This is a genomic window from Paenibacillus sp. GQ49 (genome assembly GCF_059759055.1).
Genome location: NZ_JCAXEL010000008.1, coordinates 258,396 through 278,274 on the forward strand (window position 1 = coordinate 258,396; position 19,879 = coordinate 278,274).

General features: G+C 44.4%; 30 protein-coding genes. 5 read left to right on the plus strand and 25 right to left on the minus strand.

Features of this window, described 5'->3' with window-relative positions; genetic code table 11:
* Position 1: 1 nt before the first annotated feature.
* From AC6CIF_RS16600 to AC6CIF_RS16700, 21 genes are all read right to left on the minus strand, one after another.
* The gene (locus AC6CIF_RS16600) at positions 2-427 is read right to left on the minus strand and encodes a RusA family crossover junction endodeoxyribonuclease (protein WP_498200528.1); all 426 of its coding nucleotides are present in this window, start codon (positions 425-427) and stop codon (positions 2-4) included.
* Positions 424-582: a hypothetical protein gene (locus tag AC6CIF_RS16605; protein ID WP_498200530.1), complete on the minus strand. Its 159-nt coding sequence runs from the start codon at positions 580-582 to the stop codon at positions 424-426. Before AC6CIF_RS16605 ends, AC6CIF_RS16600 begins: the two co-directional genes overlap by 4 nt.
* Positions 566-715, minus strand: a complete 150-nt coding sequence (locus AC6CIF_RS16610) for a hypothetical protein (protein ID WP_498200531.1) — start codon at positions 713-715, stop codon at positions 566-568. The genes AC6CIF_RS16605 and AC6CIF_RS16610 overlap by 17 nt, the downstream gene beginning before the upstream one ends.
* A 53-nt stretch (positions 716-768) precedes the next feature.
* Positions 769-927 carry a DUF6906 family protein gene (locus AC6CIF_RS16615; RefSeq protein WP_162842437.1) on the minus strand — a complete coding sequence of 53 codons (159 nt, stop codon included), beginning with the start codon at positions 925-927 and terminating at the stop codon, positions 769-771.
* Between the two features lie 13 nt (positions 928-940).
* Positions 941-2,359: a replicative DNA helicase gene (gene dnaB, locus AC6CIF_RS16620; RefSeq protein WP_498200533.1), complete on the minus strand. Its 1,419-nt coding sequence runs from the start codon at positions 2,357-2,359 to the stop codon at positions 941-943.
* Positions 2,325-2,663: a replicative helicase loader/inhibitor gene (locus AC6CIF_RS16625; protein WP_074092989.1), complete on the minus strand. Its 339-nt coding sequence runs from the start codon at positions 2,661-2,663 to the stop codon at positions 2,325-2,327. Before AC6CIF_RS16625 ends, dnaB begins: the two co-directional genes overlap by 35 nt.
* On the minus strand, positions 2,650-3,585 hold the full coding sequence (locus AC6CIF_RS16630; protein ID WP_498200535.1) for a DnaD domain protein: 936 nt from the start codon (positions 3,583-3,585) through the stop codon (positions 2,650-2,652). Before AC6CIF_RS16630 ends, AC6CIF_RS16625 begins: the two co-directional genes overlap by 14 nt.
* A gap of 51 nt (positions 3,586-3,636) precedes the next feature.
* Positions 3,637-3,918: a hypothetical protein gene (locus AC6CIF_RS16635; protein WP_498200537.1), complete on the minus strand. Its 282-nt coding sequence runs from the start codon at positions 3,916-3,918 to the stop codon at positions 3,637-3,639.
* Complete coding sequence (locus AC6CIF_RS16640) at positions 3,915-4,109, minus strand: hypothetical protein (protein WP_498200539.1); 195 nt, start codon at positions 4,107-4,109, stop codon at positions 3,915-3,917. The genes AC6CIF_RS16635 and AC6CIF_RS16640 overlap by 4 nt, the downstream gene beginning before the upstream one ends.
* Before the next feature lie 2 nt (positions 4,110-4,111).
* On the minus strand, positions 4,112-4,300 hold the full coding sequence (locus AC6CIF_RS16645; protein ID WP_498200541.1) for a hypothetical protein: 189 nt from the start codon (positions 4,298-4,300) through the stop codon (positions 4,112-4,114).
* A gap of 5 nt (positions 4,301-4,305) precedes the next feature.
* The gene (locus tag AC6CIF_RS16650) at positions 4,306-5,013 is read right to left on the minus strand and encodes an MBL fold metallo-hydrolase (protein WP_498200543.1); all 708 of its coding nucleotides are present in this window, start codon (positions 5,011-5,013) and stop codon (positions 4,306-4,308) included.
* Positions 5,013-6,041, minus strand: a complete 1,029-nt coding sequence (locus tag AC6CIF_RS16655) for a recombinational DNA repair protein (RecE pathway) (RefSeq protein WP_498200545.1) — start codon at positions 6,039-6,041, stop codon at positions 5,013-5,015. Before AC6CIF_RS16655 ends, AC6CIF_RS16650 begins: the two co-directional genes overlap by 1 nt.
* On the minus strand, positions 6,042-8,120 hold the full coding sequence (locus tag AC6CIF_RS16660) for an ATP-binding protein (protein ID WP_498200547.1): 2,079 nt from the start codon (positions 8,118-8,120) through the stop codon (positions 6,042-6,044).
* A complete protein-coding gene (locus AC6CIF_RS16665) occupies positions 8,117-8,320 on the minus strand; it encodes a hypothetical protein (RefSeq protein ID WP_062319452.1) in 204 nt (67 codons plus the stop codon). The genes AC6CIF_RS16660 and AC6CIF_RS16665 overlap by 4 nt, the downstream gene beginning before the upstream one ends.
* 93 nt (positions 8,321-8,413) lie before the next feature.
* Entirely contained in the window at positions 8,414-8,674 is a 261-nt protein-coding gene (locus AC6CIF_RS16670; protein ID WP_339309759.1) for a hypothetical protein, read from the minus strand.
* Between the two features lie 127 nt (positions 8,675-8,801).
* Positions 8,802-9,038 (minus strand): hypothetical protein, encoded by a 237-nt coding sequence (locus tag AC6CIF_RS16675; protein WP_498200550.1) that lies wholly within the window; start codon positions 9,036-9,038, stop codon positions 8,802-8,804.
* Positions 9,035-9,307: a hypothetical protein gene (locus AC6CIF_RS16680; protein WP_498200552.1), complete on the minus strand. Its 273-nt coding sequence runs from the start codon at positions 9,305-9,307 to the stop codon at positions 9,035-9,037. The genes AC6CIF_RS16675 and AC6CIF_RS16680 overlap by 4 nt, the downstream gene beginning before the upstream one ends.
* Before the next feature lie 10 nt (positions 9,308-9,317).
* Positions 9,318-9,833, minus strand: a complete 516-nt coding sequence (locus AC6CIF_RS16685) for a helix-turn-helix transcriptional regulator (RefSeq protein ID WP_105599227.1) — start codon at positions 9,831-9,833, stop codon at positions 9,318-9,320.
* 91 nt (positions 9,834-9,924) lie between these two features.
* Positions 9,925-10,170, minus strand: a complete 246-nt coding sequence (locus tag AC6CIF_RS16690) for a hypothetical protein (protein WP_105599228.1) — start codon at positions 10,168-10,170, stop codon at positions 9,925-9,927.
* Complete coding sequence (locus tag AC6CIF_RS16695; protein WP_498200554.1) at positions 10,170-10,487, minus strand: DNA-binding protein; 318 nt, start codon at positions 10,485-10,487, stop codon at positions 10,170-10,172. The genes AC6CIF_RS16690 and AC6CIF_RS16695 overlap by 1 nt, the downstream gene beginning before the upstream one ends.
* A gap of 22 nt (positions 10,488-10,509) precedes the next feature.
* On the minus strand, positions 10,510-10,737 hold the full coding sequence (locus tag AC6CIF_RS16700; protein WP_498200556.1) for a helix-turn-helix domain-containing protein: 228 nt from the start codon (positions 10,735-10,737) through the stop codon (positions 10,510-10,512).
* A gap of 170 nt (positions 10,738-10,907) precedes the next feature.
* Between AC6CIF_RS16700 and AC6CIF_RS16705 the strand changes: the two genes are divergently transcribed.
* The 4 genes from AC6CIF_RS16705 (at position 10,908) to AC6CIF_RS16720 (ending at position 13,918) form a co-directional block, all read left to right on the plus strand.
* A complete protein-coding gene (locus tag AC6CIF_RS16705) occupies positions 10,908-11,237 on the plus strand; it encodes a helix-turn-helix domain-containing protein (RefSeq protein ID WP_339309765.1) in 330 nt (109 codons plus the stop codon).
* Positions 11,238-11,271: 34 nt separating this feature from the next.
* A complete protein-coding gene (locus AC6CIF_RS16710; protein WP_498200558.1) occupies positions 11,272-12,000 on the plus strand; it encodes a hypothetical protein in 729 nt (242 codons plus the stop codon).
* A 78-nt stretch (positions 12,001-12,078) separates the two neighbouring features.
* Positions 12,079-12,462 (plus strand): ImmA/IrrE family metallo-endopeptidase, encoded by a 384-nt coding sequence (locus AC6CIF_RS16715; protein WP_498200560.1) that lies wholly within the window; start codon positions 12,079-12,081, stop codon positions 12,460-12,462.
* Between the two features lie 250 nt (positions 12,463-12,712).
* On the plus strand, positions 12,713-13,918 hold the full coding sequence (locus tag AC6CIF_RS16720; protein WP_498200562.1) for a tyrosine-type recombinase/integrase: 1,206 nt from the start codon (positions 12,713-12,715) through the stop codon (positions 13,916-13,918).
* An 85-nt stretch (positions 13,919-14,003) separates the two neighbouring features.
* Here AC6CIF_RS16720 and AC6CIF_RS16725 read toward each other — a convergent pair whose 3' ends face one another.
* Positions 14,004-14,213 (minus strand): hypothetical protein, encoded by a 210-nt coding sequence (locus AC6CIF_RS16725; RefSeq protein WP_091029464.1) that lies wholly within the window; start codon positions 14,211-14,213, stop codon positions 14,004-14,006.
* Between the two features lie 147 nt (positions 14,214-14,360).
* The gene (locus tag AC6CIF_RS16730; RefSeq protein WP_498200564.1) at positions 14,361-15,641 is read right to left on the minus strand and encodes a WD40/YVTN/BNR-like repeat-containing protein; all 1,281 of its coding nucleotides are present in this window, start codon (positions 15,639-15,641) and stop codon (positions 14,361-14,363) included.
* Positions 15,642-15,978: 337 nt separating this feature from the next.
* On the opposite strand from AC6CIF_RS16730, the gene AC6CIF_RS16735 reads away from it, so the two are divergent.
* Complete coding sequence (locus AC6CIF_RS16735) at positions 15,979-16,908, plus strand: L-lactate dehydrogenase (protein WP_076217081.1); 930 nt, start codon at positions 15,979-15,981, stop codon at positions 16,906-16,908.
* Positions 16,909-17,088: 180 nt separating this feature from the next.
* Here AC6CIF_RS16735 and AC6CIF_RS16740 read toward each other — a convergent pair whose 3' ends face one another.
* Both AC6CIF_RS16740 and AC6CIF_RS16745 read right to left on the minus strand, forming a co-directional pair.
* Entirely contained in the window at positions 17,089-18,297 is a 1,209-nt protein-coding gene (locus tag AC6CIF_RS16740) for a hypothetical protein (protein WP_498200566.1), read from the minus strand.
* A gap of 63 nt (positions 18,298-18,360) precedes the next feature.
* The coding region (locus AC6CIF_RS16745; protein WP_498200568.1) for a hypothetical protein at positions 18,361-19,879 on the minus strand (1,519 nt) is incomplete at its 5' end.

Genomic DNA, 19,879 nt, shown 5'->3' on the forward strand with positions numbered 1-19,879 from the left:
TTTATAATTGTGATAATTCCTTGATTTTCACTTCAATGCGTGGCCGAGCGCTGTAACGCTTCCGAGCAAACACTTCAACAACCTGGCTATCATCCTTCCAAATCACACCTTTCAAGGCATCCTTGACACCCTTCAGGTAATTGTCCACGTCCGGTTTGGTCGTCGGTACAATTTGTCCAGCTTCAGCGAGCATCGCCTTCTTTGGGCTTTTGCTGATAGATTTTGGTATAGATCGGTAAACCGTCAACACCATTCCTATCGGACCTTCTAGCAATGCCTTCGGCGCATGTTCAGCAGCTGCCAGCTTCACGTAATCTTTGTAATCCTTAGATTTCTTCGGATCGTACATCTTCACAAAACCTGTGCTGGTCGAAGCTTTTGGACGCCCCTGCGCCACCGGCTCACCATATACTGTGAAAGTGATCATGTGCGTCGCCGTCCTTTCGATCTTTCTCTACGCCGTTGACGTGCAGGAAGCATGTCCCGCTTAATGACAAACACCTCGGCCAGTTTGCGGCCATCGTCCCCGCGGACTACATAACTTAAATGTGTCTGATGGTGCGGATCAATCAGCTTTCGCATGCTGCACCTCCAGTTCCGGCCATTCGCCAGCAATTGCATCAAACTCAACGATCCCTTCGTTGAGTTCAGTTTGATCAATTCCCTCGAACTCTGCCTGCAGCTCATCCCGATTAGGAACCTGTCCGGTCCGCATGAACCGCTGCCTCATGTACTCCGAAACGGACCATCTGTTATAAGCGTTGTTCATCATGCTCCCCGCCGAATAGTTCTTGGCTTACCTGAGAAGCGGTGAACAATGACCATTTGATCTGGCAAGTCCCTTTCAACCAGCCAATTCTCTGCATTCAAGCCATTAGCCTTAATCTCAATCTTTTGCCGCTTTGTCGGCCGTTTCCCCTGTTTCATGTCCGTTCCCTCCCTACGCCCACTGGCGTTGTTCAATGTTTTGGGGCTGTTGTGGCGGTTTTGGCCCGAATGAATCGTTATGAGTGCGTTGGTAATTGACGAATTTATTGAACTGTTTCAGGAAGACCAGTTCAACGGTACCCACGGGACCATTACGTTGTTTACCGATGATGATCTCGATGATGTTCTTCTTCTCGGTCTCCTGGTTATAGTAGTCATCCCGGTACAGGAACGCTACGATGTCGGCATCTTGCTCGATCGAACCCGATTCCCGCAAGTCACTCATCATCGGCCGTTTGTCCTGACGTTGTTCGACCGCTCGGCTGAGCTGGGACAATGCAACAACCGGAACATCCAATTCACGAGCCAATTGCTTCAACGTCCTTGAAATCTCGGAAACCTCTTGCTGTCGATTCTCAGAACCTTTTCCCTGACGACCTGCGATGAGCTGAAGATAGTCGATGACGATCAACCCCAGTCCTTCCTGCTTTTTAAGGCGGCGACACTTCGCGCGGATTTCGTGAACAGTAATACCCGGCGAATCGTCGATACGGATATTTGTTGCACCCAGGATTCCGACTGCTTCAGCAAACTTTGTCCAATCGTCTGAAGCAAAATCGCCCATCCTCATGTTGCTCGCGTCGATGTTTCCTTCGGCACACACCATCCGCTGAACAAGCTGAGCTGCTGACATCTCTAAACTGAATATGGCTACCGGTTCGGTATTCCGAATGGCCACGTTTTGGGCAATGTTCAGAGCGAAGGCCGTTTTACCTACTGATGGTCGAGCAGCAACAATAATCAAATCACTCTTTTGCAATCCGGCTGTGATACTATCCAAATCGGTGAAGCCTGTTTGAATACCTGTGACTGTACCGTTCTTAAAGTTGTCAAAACGAACCTCAGCAGATTCCACAACTTCGATCAACACATTTTCAATGCGCTTAAAATCCTGTTTTGGTGCTGCTCGATCAGTTAATTTGTTCTGTGCTTGTTGAACGCTGGACATTAACTGCGACAGTTCGGTTCCAGCAGCTGCTTGCTGTATCAGAAGAATATTAGTCCGGATCAGATCCCTGCGAACTGCCATATCCTGAAGCTGTTCGAAGTAGTAACCGGCATTTGCGGCAGTAGGTACTCCCCCCGCCAACTTAGCAAGGTAACTCACTCCACCGATATCATCCAGTTCACCTTTTTCCTTCAGGCTTTCCGTTACTGTAACGAGATCGATCGGATTTTGCCCTTCAGCCAACCCTGCAATCGTTTTGTAAATTAGGCTATGGGCCTTATCGTAAAAAGCATCTGCAGTGAGTATCTCTGCATGTTCCAAAGCTTCCACTGACTTCAGTATCAATGCACCCAGGGCAGCCTGTTCAAACTGCATACTGTGGGGCAAGTTATTTTCTATGTCGAAGCTTTGCAAGTAACTCATCCTTCCATCCCGGCGGCGGCGGGCAAGCTTTAAGAGCCGCTGCTTCTCTCTCCGCAAAATATGTTTCTGTTAAATCTCGCATCCGTTCACGTTCAATCTGTTCGCCAAGTCTTCCGCGGATCTCCGAGATGGTCGGCGGCCACTTTATAGTCTTGATATGCTGATCTAAGTTTTGAATAGCTGCTTCATACGGAAAATCTTGAAGATGCTTGTAGTGGCGATCCACATTCTCCTCACTGTCATCGAAAGTCGGGTATTCGTCGGTGATCGCCATGAACAATCGAATAACATCAGCCTTTTCCACGGGCTTCCTCCTCCCTCAGCCTTTGTTCTAAACTGTCCCTCTTTTGTTGCCTTAACGGTTGCTGTCTCCGACCACTCGGTACAGAACCTGTTGTAACTGAAGAACCTTTCCTTGCTTCGAAAGCATCGTCCAACGCTTTGGCTGCTTCAAATGTTTTGGCCCCAGACCTCAGATAATCTCCAAGGATTTTGGTAATAAGGGTGAACCTGTACCCTGAAGCAGCCAATGCTGCACGTTCCATTGCACGTATAACCACGGCCTCGTCCATGTTGTCCTCATCGATGTAAACAATAAGTTGCTGTGCTTGGAATGGATTGCATTCAAATCCAAACACTCGCTTGTGAGCCGAGTAAAATGATTCATACTCCGGATCAGGTGGTCGATCAATTTGATTCTCGTCTGCAGTAGCAGATGATGAAGAAGAAGAAAGAAGAAGATCTTTTAATACAGGGTCTAAATTTTGTTCCACTTTTCGTTCTACTTGCGGAATGTGGTTTAATTTTTGTTCCACTTTGTCACCTATCCCGTCAAAGTGGTCTAAATTCTGTTCCACTTCCTGTCCTACTTCGTCTGAGTAGCTATTGAAGTGGTTCAAATTTTGTTCCACTCCGACACCCAACAAGTCGAATTCGACGCTGTAATCTCCTTTGGATTGTCCTCTTGGCGGTTGAATGTAACCAATCAATCCTGCTTCAACTAGCTTTTTTCGATGAGCATTTAGCGTACCTTTGTTCGTAATTCCCGTTTGGACCATGAGATCCTTATTGGTCATTTTCCACGCCTTACGCCACCCAAGCTTTGCACTGCGGCGCCATAAGGCAATCATTATTGCTATCCCTTCAGGACCAAACTCTTCCGGCCCGCCAATGGCTTCAAATTGTTCCAGAAGCCCGGAAAGGGTCGGTCTGGCTGTCTCGGTCACTTGCGTCTCCCCCTCCCGTAGCAGCCGTGATTTCAGTTCCATAAACCAATATTATTTCTGTTGAACAGCGTAAACAGCGACTTCGAACTTGCTTTCATTGCCCGTTATCTCCCGAGTAATAGTCTGAATTCCACGGCCGAATTGAGTAATCAAATCATTAATGGATTGCGGCATATGAGCAGGATCTGACGACGCTGCCGCCTGTGCCCCCAACGAGAAAGCAACGTCTCTTAAATGGGACTGGAGAACCTCCGGCCCTTCCATCGCGGCGTCTTCAAACATTTGTTGCAACTGGTTGAAGACTACCTTTCTACTTTGTTTAGTGTTACTCACTTTGGTTGCCCCTTCCCTAATCCCTTACGAACCTGATCTTGTACCCTTGCCCAAGCATCTTCATAAACGACGCTCGGATCATCATCGTCAAGCAGCTCCATAACGATGCTCGCTTCAACCTTCAAACTTTGAAAATTGCCAAGGTTTTTGGTATATGAAGCGCCGACAGATATTTGTTTTACCTTGGGCATCCTCAATGCCCCCTTCTGTGTTGTAAGAATACATGCGGATACTTGACCCGTTTTACTTCCCAATCCGGGTACCCGCGTTCAAAATATGCGATAGTCTCGCGTTGAAAGGCCACTTTGTCAGAATCAAATAGTCGCCAGATCCGCTCGCCCATCATGCTCTTCAGGAGCGGCTTGCCTGACAGATCGTTCATATCGATCACCTACCCGCTACATATACCAATTTGCCTGTCAGTGCTGCTATCTCTCGTTTGAACAGTGCTTCGTCGCTGTTGTTGTCTGACAAGTGAAGCAAGTGAATCTCTTGTACACGCCGCATGTCATTCGCTCTGATGAATTCCTTCACATTCTCGAGCGAGAAGTGCGAACGCAACAATCTATGTTTCATCACCGCCGGCACATGGCCAGCGGCGATATTTTGGTTAAGGATCTGAATGGAATAATTGCATTCCACCATGATGTGAGTGAGTCCAGTAAATCGATGCTTGATGTAATAGGTGTCTGTCGCAAACAGAAGCTTGTCCCCTGCCGTATTAGCCAAGAGAAACCCCAAGGGCTCCGCTGCGTCATGCTGAACATCAAAGGGTAGAATTGACCAGGTACCAATGGTGAATGGCTCAAGTGCCGATACACGCCGCACACGGTGACTGTCTATCCCTAAAGCATCAGCAGTGCCGGAACTGGTGTATATGTCCACTCCAGCCTTGATCAGATCCTTGATAGCGACACTATGGTCTCCATGTTCGTGACTCACAAGGCATCCGGCCAGCTCTGACACACGGAAGGCAAGACCGCGCTGAATGTCTTTATAGCGAAGCCCTGCATCCAGCAGGAACGGCGTTTTTCCATCCGTGATTCGGTAGGCGTTACCCGCGCTGCTGGAGCCGAGAGAACTAATCTCAATCATCAGAAAGGCGCCTTGTCCGATTTCCCGTCATCCGGATCACCGAACTCCATCTCAGGCTGACCATCTGATACATCGTTTGGAGTATCATCCAGGTGTGGCGGGGTAACATCGATTACGTCACGATTTGCATTCGCTCTAATCTCTTCTGAGACCTCAGCATCTGACAAGTCGCTCTCTATCTGTTTCAGGCGCAGATAATCATCGTCTATCTTCTGTGAGTCAATGGTGATATCGTTGTGCGCCGCACGATAAACGGTTTTCCAACACATTTTTTCGTGCCATCCTTCAACGGTCTCCTTACCAACCTTTTTTCCGTTCTCCCATTTTTCTTTCTCACCGCCCCAGAACTCCGCACTTGCATGGTCAGGCTTCCTTTTTTCAATCTCTTTGAGGGTCATCATTACCAACTTGTTTTTCTCAGGAGATCTGATGAAGGAGTGAAAATAAAATCCTCCCAATATAGTTCGACGATTAAATGGGTTCTTGATCTCGAATTCATAACTTTCATGCTTGTTCTTCGCGTCCTTTTTAAGAGGTACGAAGTAGTCAGTGGAATAAACCAGTTCAACAGTCACATGATCGGGAACATCTAAACCGTATTTCACAGACTTGAGTTCAAGACCGCGATATCCTTCAATGAAGGCAATATCATATTTACCAGTGTTATTGTTTTTGAAAGGAATTAAATTGATATGGTTTGCTTGAGCTGGGTCAAATCCAATCCGTGCATAAGCAACAACATCACGAGACAACTTGTCCATGTTCACATTCGCCCAAGTCATAGCGACTGGGTCACGATACTTTTCAGCTTTCTTCATACGTTTCTCTTCTGCAGTCTTCAATACTGCATCCAGTGCTATAAAGTAATTCTGAGCAAGACGTTTCTGGAAGTTGGTAAGAGCAACTTCGCCAACGCTTGAACCAAATTCGGAAATGACTTTGGTCATAAAACGTTCAGATTGTGTCGGCTCTGTTTTAGCAATTGCTTGCTCCCCTGTTTGGGGAGCTTGTTGTTTTTCTGTATTCAATTAAATCGCCTCCTGGATGTCGTTATGCTCTAAGCGGAGTTTCTTGTTTCTGTCCCTCCAAGCAGCTTCAGCATCTTCATAACTGCCATGTTGTTTGCTGAGTTCTTCCTGTACCTCTTCTGGCAAACTATTGAATGCCGGTGGAACAACCAAACGAATCATTTGGGCATCTGTATCGATGAGTTGCGTCACAGCTTCGGCATTGTCTACGAAGATCGGTGCTGAGAATCCGTAATGTTGTCCCAGCGTGTTGATGATGTCCAAACCAACATTGATTCGAGCAGCGTTGTTCAAACCGCCCTCATAAGGCACACCGTTGAACAACGTCTTGCACACGTCCTTCAGACCACCGTTGATCTGTTCCTCAAAGAGTCTAAACCGGGCATATTTGAATTTACTGTTGATTTTGGATTCCAACATGCTGACCTTTGTCCGAGTGAATTCTTCTGTGAGGTAGAGCTCGTGTTCCAGCTTCTCAAACTCGCCTGCAAGCTTACGCTCCTGTTCAGCCAGCTCAGCGATGCGTTCCTCAGTTGCCTTAACTGTCGCCAGCTTCGCTTTGTCTGCTTCAAGTTCATCCACCTGACCGCGGAACAATCGGATCTCGGCTTGCACTCTGCCAGCCGCATCAGCAGCAGAAGAACGAAGCTGTTCGATCTCAGCACGTACGTTTTCACTTTCTTGCTTTTTGGCCTGGTATTCGGCATCATCTGCCGGATCGGAAACCGCTTCTTGCAGGCTTTGCAAGTTTGCTTCAGCTGCAGACACTTCTGCTTGCTTGGTTGTCAATTGCTCTTGAAGCTTCTTCATGCTCTCTTCCAGATCAAACATGGAATGTTTCAGCTTTCGAACTTCTTCAGCAGCTGCTTTTCCGTCGGCACTGATCCCTTCAAGTCGTTTGGATTTATCAAGGTTGAAGGTTTCCAACGCTTTGTCCTGAGCAGCTTGTAACTGATCATCAGGGAGCGCTTGTCCACATGTTGGGCAATTGGCATCATGTTCATGATCGTGGACAGGGTATTGAAGACTATCAACCGTTGCCCATTCTTCACGTAATCGAGTGACTTGGCTATCCGCACGGGTAATCTGCCGTTTGTATTGTTCAACCTCTCGTTGTCCTGTAGAGATCCGAGACTGCAATTCAGATGCTTCGTTTTTCAGATGCATCACACGTCCACGTTGTTCAGTGACTGCTTGTAAGCCATCTGCCTGAACACGATGCTTGATGTCTGTAAGTTCTGCGTTGATCTCCCGCAAGCGGATCTCCTTGGCCGACAACTCACCACCAGATTGAATTCGTTGATGCTCAGCGGTCTTGGCATCAACTCTGCCGCGCATCGTTTCAATGTCCTCCTGCAGAAGTTCAGCGTCTAGGTCGGATACGTCTGGCATACTGCGACGAGCTTCATCGATGCGGACCGGGATCTTTTCAAGTTCCTTGTTGATCTCAGTCCGACGAGCTGCGATGACCTTGCGGTGATCCTCAAGGCTGCGATCTCCAAGAATGTCAGCCAATGGCGCCAGTTGCTTGCTGCTTGCAATGATTTCGTTATCCGTCATCTCGCCGCAGACTTCCAACAACACTTTGCGGCGGGCATCCGGTTTAAGGATCTCGTTAAAGTAGGAGGGATTAGTGAGAAGTTTGAAAACATCCTCATTAATCAGTGCATCCACCTCAGCTTTGTACTGTCCTTGCTTAACCGGCACACCATCAACGTAATAATCTGTTGTATGACCACCAAATTCTGCCGCTGCTTGTCCCCGCTTACGCGTCCACTTCTCGGCAAACACTTTTTTGAAAGAACGGCGACGACGGTCAACCATCAGGATTGCTTCAACCTCATGTTGCAGGCCATGTTCAGCAACTTTCCCGGCTTCATCCAGACCTTTTATTTCAAAGTCCGTGCGATTTTGGCTGTCTTTACCGAACAGCGTCCATATGAATCCATCGAACAACGTTGTCTTACCAGTGGCGTTGTCACCGTAAGCAGCAACACTGCGACCGTCAGCTTCCAATACAAAATCCCGTAACCCCTTAAAATTGCGAAGGATCAGGGATACCAAAGTAATTTGTCTCATGCACTCTTCTCCTTTGATTTGAAGTGCTGGCTGATTGCATCCGCTACAGCCGCAAGTTGATCGTCATCGGCCATCAGTTCAACGGAACCAAATGTTCCCGAGACGGAAAGAATTGCTGGCGTGTAGTGCATCGCTGGTTTAACAGCAGCGTCTATGGTTTGAGCGGATAAGTCGACAGTAATAGCAGTCGTTTTACTCATAACGTCCTCCTTGTTTGGAACGGTCACCCATGGTAAGATGACCGTGTATCCATATTTAATTTTCAATGCTCTGAAATAGCCCGGTGCAACGGGCTATTTTTCTTTTGTAAAGATACTTCTTGGTGCTTCCCCATCTTCTGCGATTGTCTTCCAATCAAGAATCACAGGAGCATTTTCAACACTTGTAATCAGTTGGCCATCACCATCCATTACATGAAATTCTGAATGGACATGATCTTCGTACTCAGCACCAACTTGCTTGATCTCAATAACCTCGCAGCCTTCGATTTCGGTACCCACTTCGAAAACACGAGTGGGATTGCTGACAACAGTCAGCCGATGAATGATTTGCACGAGTTATCCTCCCTTCAAATGTATTGATGCGTCAGCCGCATCTTCCGACGCCGTACGGGAGTTGGTTATGAAACCGTCCGACGCCGGAAGACAAGGCCGACAGGCTTGTCTTGTTCTTTTATGTGTTCTAAATATGGTCGATTGCACTAATCGCAAGTGACATATATTCCATGGGTAGCTCACGAAGGCTCGCGGCAGCATTCTGCCAGCGGTGATAAATCATATCCCGTTCCCGCCAAAGGGCTTCGAAATCCGATCCATGAACGAATCCATTGAAGGACATCACAGCAACTGTGTTCTCACGTAGGGCCTTGGCTGATTCCGTATAATTAATGATGATTTGGATGTATAATTGATCTTTCATACCGATTCCCCCTTGCGCTTTTGCTCGGGAGACTGTAAAATTTGCAGCACAAGAGACTTTAGTCGAGTTCTCAAACCAAGTGTCCGCCCTGCCAGGCGGGCATTTTTCATTTCTACTTCCGCGAACCGGATCATCCTATTAAGATACTGCTCCGCATCATTCATCTTCCCAGGCAACAATTTCTCAGGCCGTTTGCGGATCAGTTCCAAGTTGTGCTTCGAGTTTCTTCCAGCCTGCAATGCTTCATATGCCAACTGTTCACGAGACATTCAATTAACCTCATTTCATATATTTTTTAGCCTTTAGCTCGGCCCGATGCTCTTTCCAGATCCCGAACCAAGAGAACGAATACTCTTTGCACAGCACGGCTGCAAAGTGCGTGAGCGCCGTTATCGCTTCGACCGTCTCCATCAGAAGCCGCTTCATTATCTGCCGATCAGCTTCGGTGAGCTGGTCGCCCGTCTTATTGATCGGCACCTCGGATGACAGGTCCAAAACTTCCTTCATTTCCTCAACCGTTTTAAAAAGCACCGATGCCCTATGTAAGTCCACATTGTCCAGCCAGGGAGCAAAAGCGCCACCTGTGACTTCCCCAGCTGCAGCAATGTATAACTGACCATCATCGTAATGTTCAGCCGCGCTACGCATTAGTTCTTTCGATGGATTACGCGTCCCTTTGATCACCTTTCCAATCTGTGAGCCATCCATGTGAACCGCTTCTCCTGCCTTCGCCAGAGTATCGCCGGTACGTTTGAGAACTTCACCCAATGCACCAGGAAAATGTCCAATTGTCATATCTACGAGATCTCCTTTGTCCGTTTTAGTCTGATGAATTTGGACAGAGGGTTGATGTAATATTGTGTTGTAAGGTCTTCCCCTGATCCCTTCATCGTCCGCCGGCAGCCGGTACAGCTCCGGCGGATTTTCTTATTTGCTCAAGGTGAGCTTGGGTTGTTTCCTTCAATGAATTTAGTTCGTCAAACGTAATCTCTTCCGGATTGTCAGTATGACGACCGTTATATAACGTTTGCTGGAGAGCTTCATCAGGCTCGATGCCTTGAAGTAAAACTCTTATAGTTGCTCCTGCGACACATGCGGCTGGAGAAGTTTCGCGATACCAGTGTAGTGGCATTAAGCAGTGCCTCCTCGCTGCTCCCAATAGCCTTTGGCATTGGATTTCACCCACTCAGTATGTTCGTCAATCCAAACCATTAATGAGTGAAAAGGTACTCTTGGGTGACCAAACTCTCTAATCACTGGGAAATCCTCTCTGTTCAAAAGCTCTGCCGCTTTCGTAGCGCCGATCTGTAGCAACTCCATTAATTGCTTCTTATCCATCAGGGTTGGATGAGTTTGTGAAGAAGCAAATGCTGATTGTTCAATTGCTTTGTGAACAGCCGACATAATCATTTCTTCCAGTTCACTGGGATTGACTTCGATTTTGAACATGTTAAGTCTCCTTTCAGAAGTATTACTTTGCTGTTTTAGCAAAGTTCTCAGCAAAAAAATTACTAAGATTACATTCAAGTTGTTTTGCCAAAACTGGCAAGTGTACTGCTTTAAAAGAATACTCACCATTTTCATATTTCATATAAGTCGAAGCATTCTTCATGTCTAGTGAATCAGCCATGTCTTGAAGTGTTTTACCTAATTTCTTGCGTCTTTCTTTTATAAAGTGAAGATTGAATTCCCTAAGCATTTCTTCACTCCCTCTCTTTGCTGATTTAGCAATCTTCTTGTTCCATATATCACATTGCTAAATCAGCAAAGTCAAACTAATTTTTGCCACTTTAGCAAAATTGTTTTTTCTAAAATAGAAAAATGGTATCATTAAATTGCTGTTTTAGAAAGAAAGGGAGTGTTTTTCCTTTGTCCGTAACAGGAAAACGTATTAAGAACTTGCGTGAGGAAAGAGGTTTAAGTCAGCTTGAATTTTCAGAACGTATCGGTATGAGTAATAGTGTTCTATCGAGAATTGAATCTGGAAAACGTCCAATAGAAGATAACGAAATCAATATTTTTGCTGATTTTTTTGAAGTATCAGGTGATTATATTTTAGGTCGCTCAATTTCAAAAACTCCTTCAGGTGGTAGTGCTTACTTGGATGGCGGGAAGAGTTGGACTGAAGAGGAAAAGCAGGTCGCAGATGCAGCAATTCAGGCTTGGAGAGAAATGAAGAAAAAGCAGCAGGATAAATAATTGCTGGTTAGTAGGATAATTAAGAGGTGAGATTTTGCAAGATTTATTCACAATACTATTCTTAATTGGTTTCTTTGCATTTTTCATATTTGTTGTTCTTGCTGTCAAATCCGTAAAAAAACAAAACGGAAAAGCTAAAAGACATTGGGTTTTAACAGGTATATTTCTTACAATATGTTGTGTTGGTCTTTTGGGCATTCGGGCCCTGGCTGATAATTCTATCAACGCAGTGTCGGATCAGACTGAAGATACGCCAGTTGCATCTACCATTGTTGAAAATCAGAAAGATTTAATGCAGAATGGTCTGTCACTCTTTAACATGAAGACGGATGAATTCAAGAATGTGTTCAATTCAATCGTGGGTAAGTACCGCTTAAATGGTTTAGGTATAACCAAACTCGATTTAACTAAGTCTCAAGAGAGCGATACAAGAACTTTCAAATATACTTTCAATGATGACTTAAGTATGGTTGGTGTATTAAACTCCAATGAAGAAATACAGGAAGTTATGCTAATAGGAACTGATGGTTTCAGTGAACAAACTGGTGGAACGCTAATGACAGCCATCGCTACACTGATCATGACAACTAATCGTGAGTACACATACAACGATGCGCAAGATGTTATAAAAGATATAGGTTTACTCGATAGCGATGTAAACTTGAATGCTTTTGATGGAGCGACTGTAAGAAATGGTTTTAAATATCGATTCAAAATCCAAGACAATAACATCTCTACTTTTGGTATCACAGCAGCAAAGTAATCCGACAAAGCCCTTTTGGGCTTTTCTTTCAAACCAAAAACCGAACATATGTACTATTTTACAAGGGGAAATGGAATAATGCTTCCATATTATGAACCAACGGATACAGAACTGTTGATCTGCGATTTGTATCAAGTGTTTGGAATTAATCATCCGCATGAGCTGGATATCGACCTAATTGCCTCCATATGGGGTGCAGACATCATTTATTACAATGGAAAACCCAAATCTCATTGGGAAGATTGGGGGAGTGTTATTTTTTTAAATAAAGATACTTCTCTCATACAACAAAGGGCAGATTTCTTTCACGAGCTTGCTCATATCGTTCGTCACGAAGGACACCAAGATGAGCTACCTAAGCTTTTTATTGATCTTCAAGAGATCCAGGCAACAAACTTTAGATTAATAGCTTCTATGCCCTACTACTTGCTCCCTACACCCTTAGATATGACTTGGGCTTGAATATATTGGACTTCTATCAGAAGAGTTTAGAGTCCCTATTGAGTTGGCTGCAGACCGTGCTGAACAGATTGCCTCCAGATTACACGAAGAATACCACAGCTACCGTGAAGATGTTGAACTTATGAAAGGTAAAATTCAAATGGCAGTCAACCTGTTTCGCTCAACAAAACCAAGACAGACTTCAAGTGAAACAAGACGACTTCTCCAACAATTAAAAAATCAAACTAGTTAATTTGAGGAGCTGATCATCATGGCATCTTATACAAAGATTAAGGCTAACAATAAACAAGGATACAAGTGGATATGTACTTTAGAGGGTCCTCCTGATCCTTTAACTGGAAAGCGGAAACAGATACCTCGAAGAGGTGATACTCAAAAGGAAGCATTCGCTCGTGCTCAAGCTGTGTATGATCAATTATCGAGAGGTATTAATGCTAAGAAGAATAAGAGTTTACTTTTTGAAGATGTGGCTGAAGAATGGTTTAGAGTTTATTCTAAAGGTAAGGTGAAAAAACGAAGCATTATAACCAGAGGAGTTGAAATCAAGAATTTAAACAAACACTTTGCAAAAAGAAAGATCTCTACTATTACTCATAGAAATTTTCAAGAGTGTCTTTATCAGTTGTTTGAACAAGGATATTCTTTCAATACTATAAGCGGTTTTAAAACTACTGCGAACATGATCTTTAAATATGCTATTAAAAACAAATACATTCTTGATAATCCAACTACGGACTCTATTATTCCAGTTAAGATGCTTACTGTAGCTGAAATAGAAAATAAGGATCAACTTGTTGAAGAAAAATATTTAGATCGAGTTGAGCTAATAAACTTTTTCAACGTCATAAATATTTATGGAATATACTTAGACAAAGAGATATTTAACCTCTTAGCATTCTCTGGATTTCGATCTGGTGAACTATGTGCACTTAAATGGCCAGACATTGATTTTGAAGCAAATCATATTAGAATAACCAAAACTCTTCATGCGAAAAGCTTTATTAATTATGAATTAACACCACCGAAAACAACTTCGTCAATAAGAGTCGTACCTATAGACGAATCTATAATGAATATGTTGAAGAATTTTCAGGAACAATCTGATAGTAGTTATCTTCAACATAAAAAAATGTATAAGCATTACCACGATGAGAACTTTGTTTTTAGAAAACCCGACGGATATCCTATACATCAGAAGTACATGCAACAACTTATGAAGAAAACAACTATAAAGAAGCATGCTACACCTCATATTTTCAGACATACTTATATCAGCATGCTTGCTGAGGCAGGTGTTGATTTAATAACGATTATGCAACGAGTGGGGCATCGGGATGAAAAAATAACTCTCGGCATATATACTCATGTCACTCAGAAAATGCAAAATAATGCGGACCAAAAGTTAAAAAAACATTTTGCTGAAGTGTTAAATATGAGTGTGCTGCAGGAAATGTGATTTTTTCAGTGATTTTTTAAAATAAGAAAGCCCCCTGTTGGGGCAAAACGTTGATATATCAGCTTTTTTCGATCAGTTTTGATAATTAAGCGTACATTAGGTCCATAAACCCGCGAGTTACTTCTCCACCTTCGGCTGGTTCGGGCTGGTCTGCCTGTGCGTGTTCTGCCATGCAAGCCTTCACCGCTTCCTCTGTCGTACAACGATTCGCATCGTCACATGTGTAGCATAATTGAAGCATATATCTGGTTAATTCATCCGCCTGCGTGAATTGAGTTTGACCGTTGGTTCTCATCTTCATCACTCCTTCTCTTGTTGAGTTAAATATATCACCTTCTAGCGGATTTAATTGTGATTTATTTCACAAACTAAACAAAAAAGAAAAGGAACCCTGAGGCTCCTCTCCCTTCTCCTATCTATTCACACCGATAACACTCTACGTTTATAATACTTTCCAATGTACACCGCCATCTACCGTTTGCAATAACAACGATCTTTTGGCATCTGTATTTTCAACTAATATCCAGCCAAGCTTGGGGGTAACCATCTGCATCTTCACAATCTCCGGATAGTCTTCGAGAATTTTCTCCAGTACACTGCTTGCAGGAAGAGAGCTCCACGTTTTGCCCGCGTCCTTAGTGTGGTAGGTTATGCCCTTTTGCATCGCCCAACCTTCCGATGCGTTCAGAAATACCGGTGAGAGGTTACGATTCGGACCCGTTTGTTTGTTTAAAGTGAAATTGGACAGCTTCCAGCTCTTTCCGCCATCGGTGGTAAAGAATCCATTGAATGTCGTGCTCTCCCCTTGAGAACAGGACATTGACATCCAGGCTGATTGCGCTTCACGTCCAAAAAATTGTGGTGAACTAACACTGAAATTACCACACCCGTTGAATTTGTTTCGATCAAAGAAGGATGGTCCAGTATTCCAGTTCTCTCCACCGTCTGATGTTACATACAACTTCGGTGTGCCGAACTCCAGCGCTGTTAAGAAACCATGTTTTGGATCCGAGAAAGTCATCCCTGTTGTATATCCACGTTTGGAAATCTCTTCTGCTTCCTGTTTGCCATCTTCATCACTGGATGACATCCGATTCCAGGTGATTCCACCGTCCTCGGTGAAGTAAAGTTTCTTGTCCTGTTTACCAATAGCGGTATCGACCGTGGTGAGAATCCAGCCTTTTTCAGGAGATACAAATGAGATCGCAGTCACTTTATCCGTCTTGGACAGAGAAGACAGGCTCCAGGTTACGCCCCCATTGTTGGTGCGAAGCACCATGGTATCTGTTCCACCCATGCCTTCACGAACAATCCAACCATGTGCACGATCTACAAAATAAATGCTTTGTCCATATTTAGGGTTAGCCGGAAACTGTACATTTTCCGAAGGTGAAATATTGGTCCAGGTCTTTCCCTGATCCTGAGTGTAGTACAGGCGCAGCGCATTCCGCGTCACACCCCACGCCAATCCTCCGTTGTCATTGAGCAACTGAAAATCGGTCAAACGGGTCTGTATTTGGTACTTGGCCATATCTGCAGATTCTGTACTGTTCACAGGGGGAACGACAGTTAATGTCTGCCCTGTATTCCCGACGTCCTCCTGCTGCTGCTGCGGAGGTTCTGCTTCCGGAGGTTGATCTGAGTCGGTGCATGCAGCCAATACAGCTGCTATACATATAGACAGCAATGCTGTCTGCGCGATTTTAATCCATTGCAAACGCAAGTGGGTTCCACCTCTCTCATCCAATATACAGGCGCGCATGCCTGTCCTATGGCGTTTTATTTACGATTCATCAGAATCCACTGCTCCTATTCTACCACAAACCTTATGTAAAAGGCTCATTGCCTACTGATGGTTGGCCCGCTCCCTTTTTCCAACTCATACTCTGGGCTATAGGTCGCACATTTATTACCATTAATTTCACCCTAAACTGTTTTTCGACGGAATAATTGGTAAAAAGACATGAAATGTGAACTATTTTATAGACAACACTCGCTTTATATTCTCTAATCCCTTAATATGGATGGGAGTATAACCCAAAAAGGAGAGGATATTGAACATGACAAATAGTGCAGCTCTGAAACCAAGTCGTGTCGTGATTGTAGGCATGGGTGCGGTGGGAACAACAACGGGATACACGCTAATGTTGAGACAGCGTTCGTCCGAGTTGGTATTTGTGGATGTGAATCATGATAAGGCAACCGGCGAAATGCTGGATATGAACCACGGTCTTCCATTTACGGGAGGCGTGAAAGTATGGGCTGGCGATTATTCCGACTGCAAAGATGCAGATATCATTATTATTACAGCCGGTGCTTCCCAGAAGCCGGGCGAAACCCGGATTGATCTGCTGAAGAAAAATGCAAGCATTTTCAAAGATATTATTGAGCGCATTACTGAAGTGAATTCTCATGGTATTTTGCTGATTGCAACCAATCCTGTAGATATTTTGTCCTATACTTCATGGAAACAAAGCGGATGGCCTGCTTCCCGTGTCATTGGTTCAGGTACATTGCTCGATAGCGCACGTTTCCGTTACCTGATTGGTAAGAATAAAGGGATCGACCCGCGTAGTATTCACGCCCACATTATTGGTGAGCATGGAGATTCCGAAGTACCGGTATGGAGCCTGGCTAACGTTGCAGGAACAGATCTGGAATTGGATGAAGAAACACAACAGGATATCTTCGACCGTACCAAAAATGCAGCGTATGAGATTATTAATGCCAAAGGAGCGACTTCCTATGCAATCGCCCTTGCTCTGGACCGCATTGTAGCTGCAATTCTCGGCAACGAAGGCTCCGTTCTGAACGTATCCACTTACCTTGAAGACTACAATGGTGTATCGGATGTTTATCTGGGTGTTCCATGTGTTGTCGATCGCAACGGTGTGCGCGAAATTCTGCCTCTTCCGCTGAATGAATCCGAGAAAGTGGCTTTCCAGGCTTCTGCTAACAAATTAAAAGAACAGATCGCTGGATTGGAATAATCCACGTATAAAAAATAACCACCTGTATTCCTGTAATAAGGAGTATTAAGGTGGTTATTAGCTATCCAAATTTCATTTGGTTTACATAACATTTATTCCGTTATTTCTTTTATCTTTGAACATTTTTTTGATTTCTGGATTTTGAATCATTCGATGTCAATTGTTACAGTGTATTACTAATTACCAACTCTCCGTTACTCTAAATACCACATCAACTGTGTTCGAGCCTGGACCACCAATATTCAATACGGCTAAAGTTACAACCTGATTTTCCGGAAGAGTGAAATCCAAAAGTTCTGAAATGGCCAGTATTTTGGTATTCCCTGCTCCCCCTCCTGTAATGCCTTGAAACACCACTTCTCCACCTGTAATTGTTGTAGAGGTATTGTTGACTAGCAATGCGGTCTCGCTATCGGGAATAATCGTTGTAGCTGTGGGATAATTAACAAAAGTTCCATTTAACGTCCCTCCCACAAGCACTTGGTAACTTAGATCTACGGATGAAATAACATTAATTTCTTCCAAATTCACCTGTACCGAATTCGTTCTAGCCGAACCCGCTGGAAACACAGCTTTTCTTGTAAATGAAATGACGGGTGTTAATGTTGATGTAACATTTGTTATTCTTCTTCTTTCGGAAGTGACTCTATAGGTTGGTTCATATTTTCCGATAATACTATATTGTCTTCCACCCACAAATATATTATAAGCAGCACCAGTTCCATTATTAGCGACTTGTGCTCTTAACGGAAGATTTGGATCAACAAAGCTTGTTTGCCCTGTTGGGGAGAATCGATGAACGGTAACTACCTCTTGGGCTAACGTTACGGGATCAGGGATAACCACTCTAAATTCGATCACTCCGTAACCATACCATGTAAACAAAATTTGGTATATGTTCCCTTTGGACAAGTTTAATGTAGCTCCACTCGGCCCTGTCCCGTTTAATGGATCTACATTCCATAAGCTTTGTGGAACTGTCGTATCAACTCCTGCTCTACGTACGGTTACAAACACCGTAGTACTGTTCACTCCAAAAAAGGCTCCGTTTTGAGTATCATATAATCCCCATTGCGCCACTTGGTTACCTATTGGCAGAGAAGGAATTCGAACCCCTATCCCCGCCTCTCCTGCATAACCCGGTTCATATCGTCCTCGCAATACACTTTCTAAAACGGCCGAGTCCACCCCACTGGCAGTGTTGCTCACATTATACTCAGTCGCATCATTGGTAACCGTGCCAGCCCCAGTAGTCGTAACTACATCTCTTAGAATCGATAAACCATACACAGAGGTTAGCTCCACAATTGGAGTTTTTTGTGCTACACGCATCTCATCGAATTGCGAACTTACATTTGGTCCAATATTGGAGATGATAATATCTGACAATGTTTCTCCTCCTTTGCAGAAAGAGGGAGAAGAAGTGAATATTCTTCTCCCAGCTTTTATTGACTACCATTCTTCAGTGACACTAAAGGTTGCGGTGACAGAATTCGTACCACCACTTAAGTTAGCTACAGCCAGCGTGACAAATTCAGTGTCTGGTAATTGAAAATCCAATAATGACGCGGAAGCTAATATTCTGGCACTGCCTTCTACGCCAGCTGCTAAGCCTTGTAGTATTACCTGACCTCCAGTAATGGTCGTTAGCGTACTATTTACTAACAGACCTGTCTCCGAGTTTGGAATATTCGTCGTTGCCGTTGGATACGTTGCAAAGGCTCCATTAATGGTGCCCCCTAATATGACCTGGTAGTATATATCGTCTGAGGTTACAAGGTCGATGCCTTCAAGTTTTACACTGACTGAATTCGTTCTGCCAGAACCTGCTGGGAAAGTTGCTTTCCTTTGGAAGGCCAAAATTGGTGTCAGAGTCCCGGTTGCAGTTACGGTTCTTCTTTCAGAAGTAATTCTGAATACCGGGCTATATATTCCCACAATACTATATTGTCTTCCTCCAACAAATAAATTAAGTGCAGATGCTGTTCCACTATTCGAGATTTCAGCACGAAGAGGAAGATTAGGATCGGCCAAACTTGTTTGCCCGCTTGGTGAGAATCGTTGAACGGTGATTACTTCTTGTGCTAAAGTCGTAGGATCAGGAATAACAACTCTAAACTCAATGACCCCATAACCGTACCAAGTAAATAAAATTTGAAATATATTCCCCTTAGCCAGATTAAGCGTAGCTCCGCTAGGACTAGTTCCATCTAATCTATCAACGTTCCAGGAAGCCTGAGGAATAATCGTGTCAGATCCTGCTCTTCTGACTGCTACAAATATTCCGTTTGCCACACTCTGGCCAAAAAACAAACCATTTTGGTCATCAAAAAGCCCCCATCTTACCACTTGTGTTCCTGTAGGGGCAACAGGTAATCGCACACCGATCCCTGCTTCTCCAGCATACCCTGACTCATACCTTCCTCGCTCTGAGCTTTGCAGTATTGCCGTATCTGTTCCAGATGCTGTCGTGGTTAATTGAAACTCTGTGTTGTTGGTTCCAACCGTTGCAGCACCCAACGTAGAGACGATATCTCTTAGGTTAGATAGACCATATACTGAAGTCAATTCAATAATCGGCGTTTTTTCACTTGCTCTTAATTCGCTAAATTCAGAACTAACATCTGGGCCTACTCCCACTATAGTTACGGTAGGGTCTACTGTACCAGTTGCTCCTGTTGCCCCAGTAGCTCCAGTTGCCCCAGTTACACCAGTAGCTCCAGTTACTCCAGTAGCTCCAGTTTCTCCAGTCGCACCAGTTACACCAGTAGCCCCAGTTTCCCCAGTAGCTCCGGTTGCTCCAGTTTCCCCAGTAGCTCCAGTTTCCCCGGTTGCTCCTGTTGCTCCTGTTACTCCAGTAGCTCCAGTTACACCAGTAGCTCCAGTAGCTCCAGTTGCCCCAGTATCTCCGGTTGCTCCAGTTTCACCGGTTGCTCCAGTTACTCCAGTTACTCCAGTTTCTCCTGTTGCC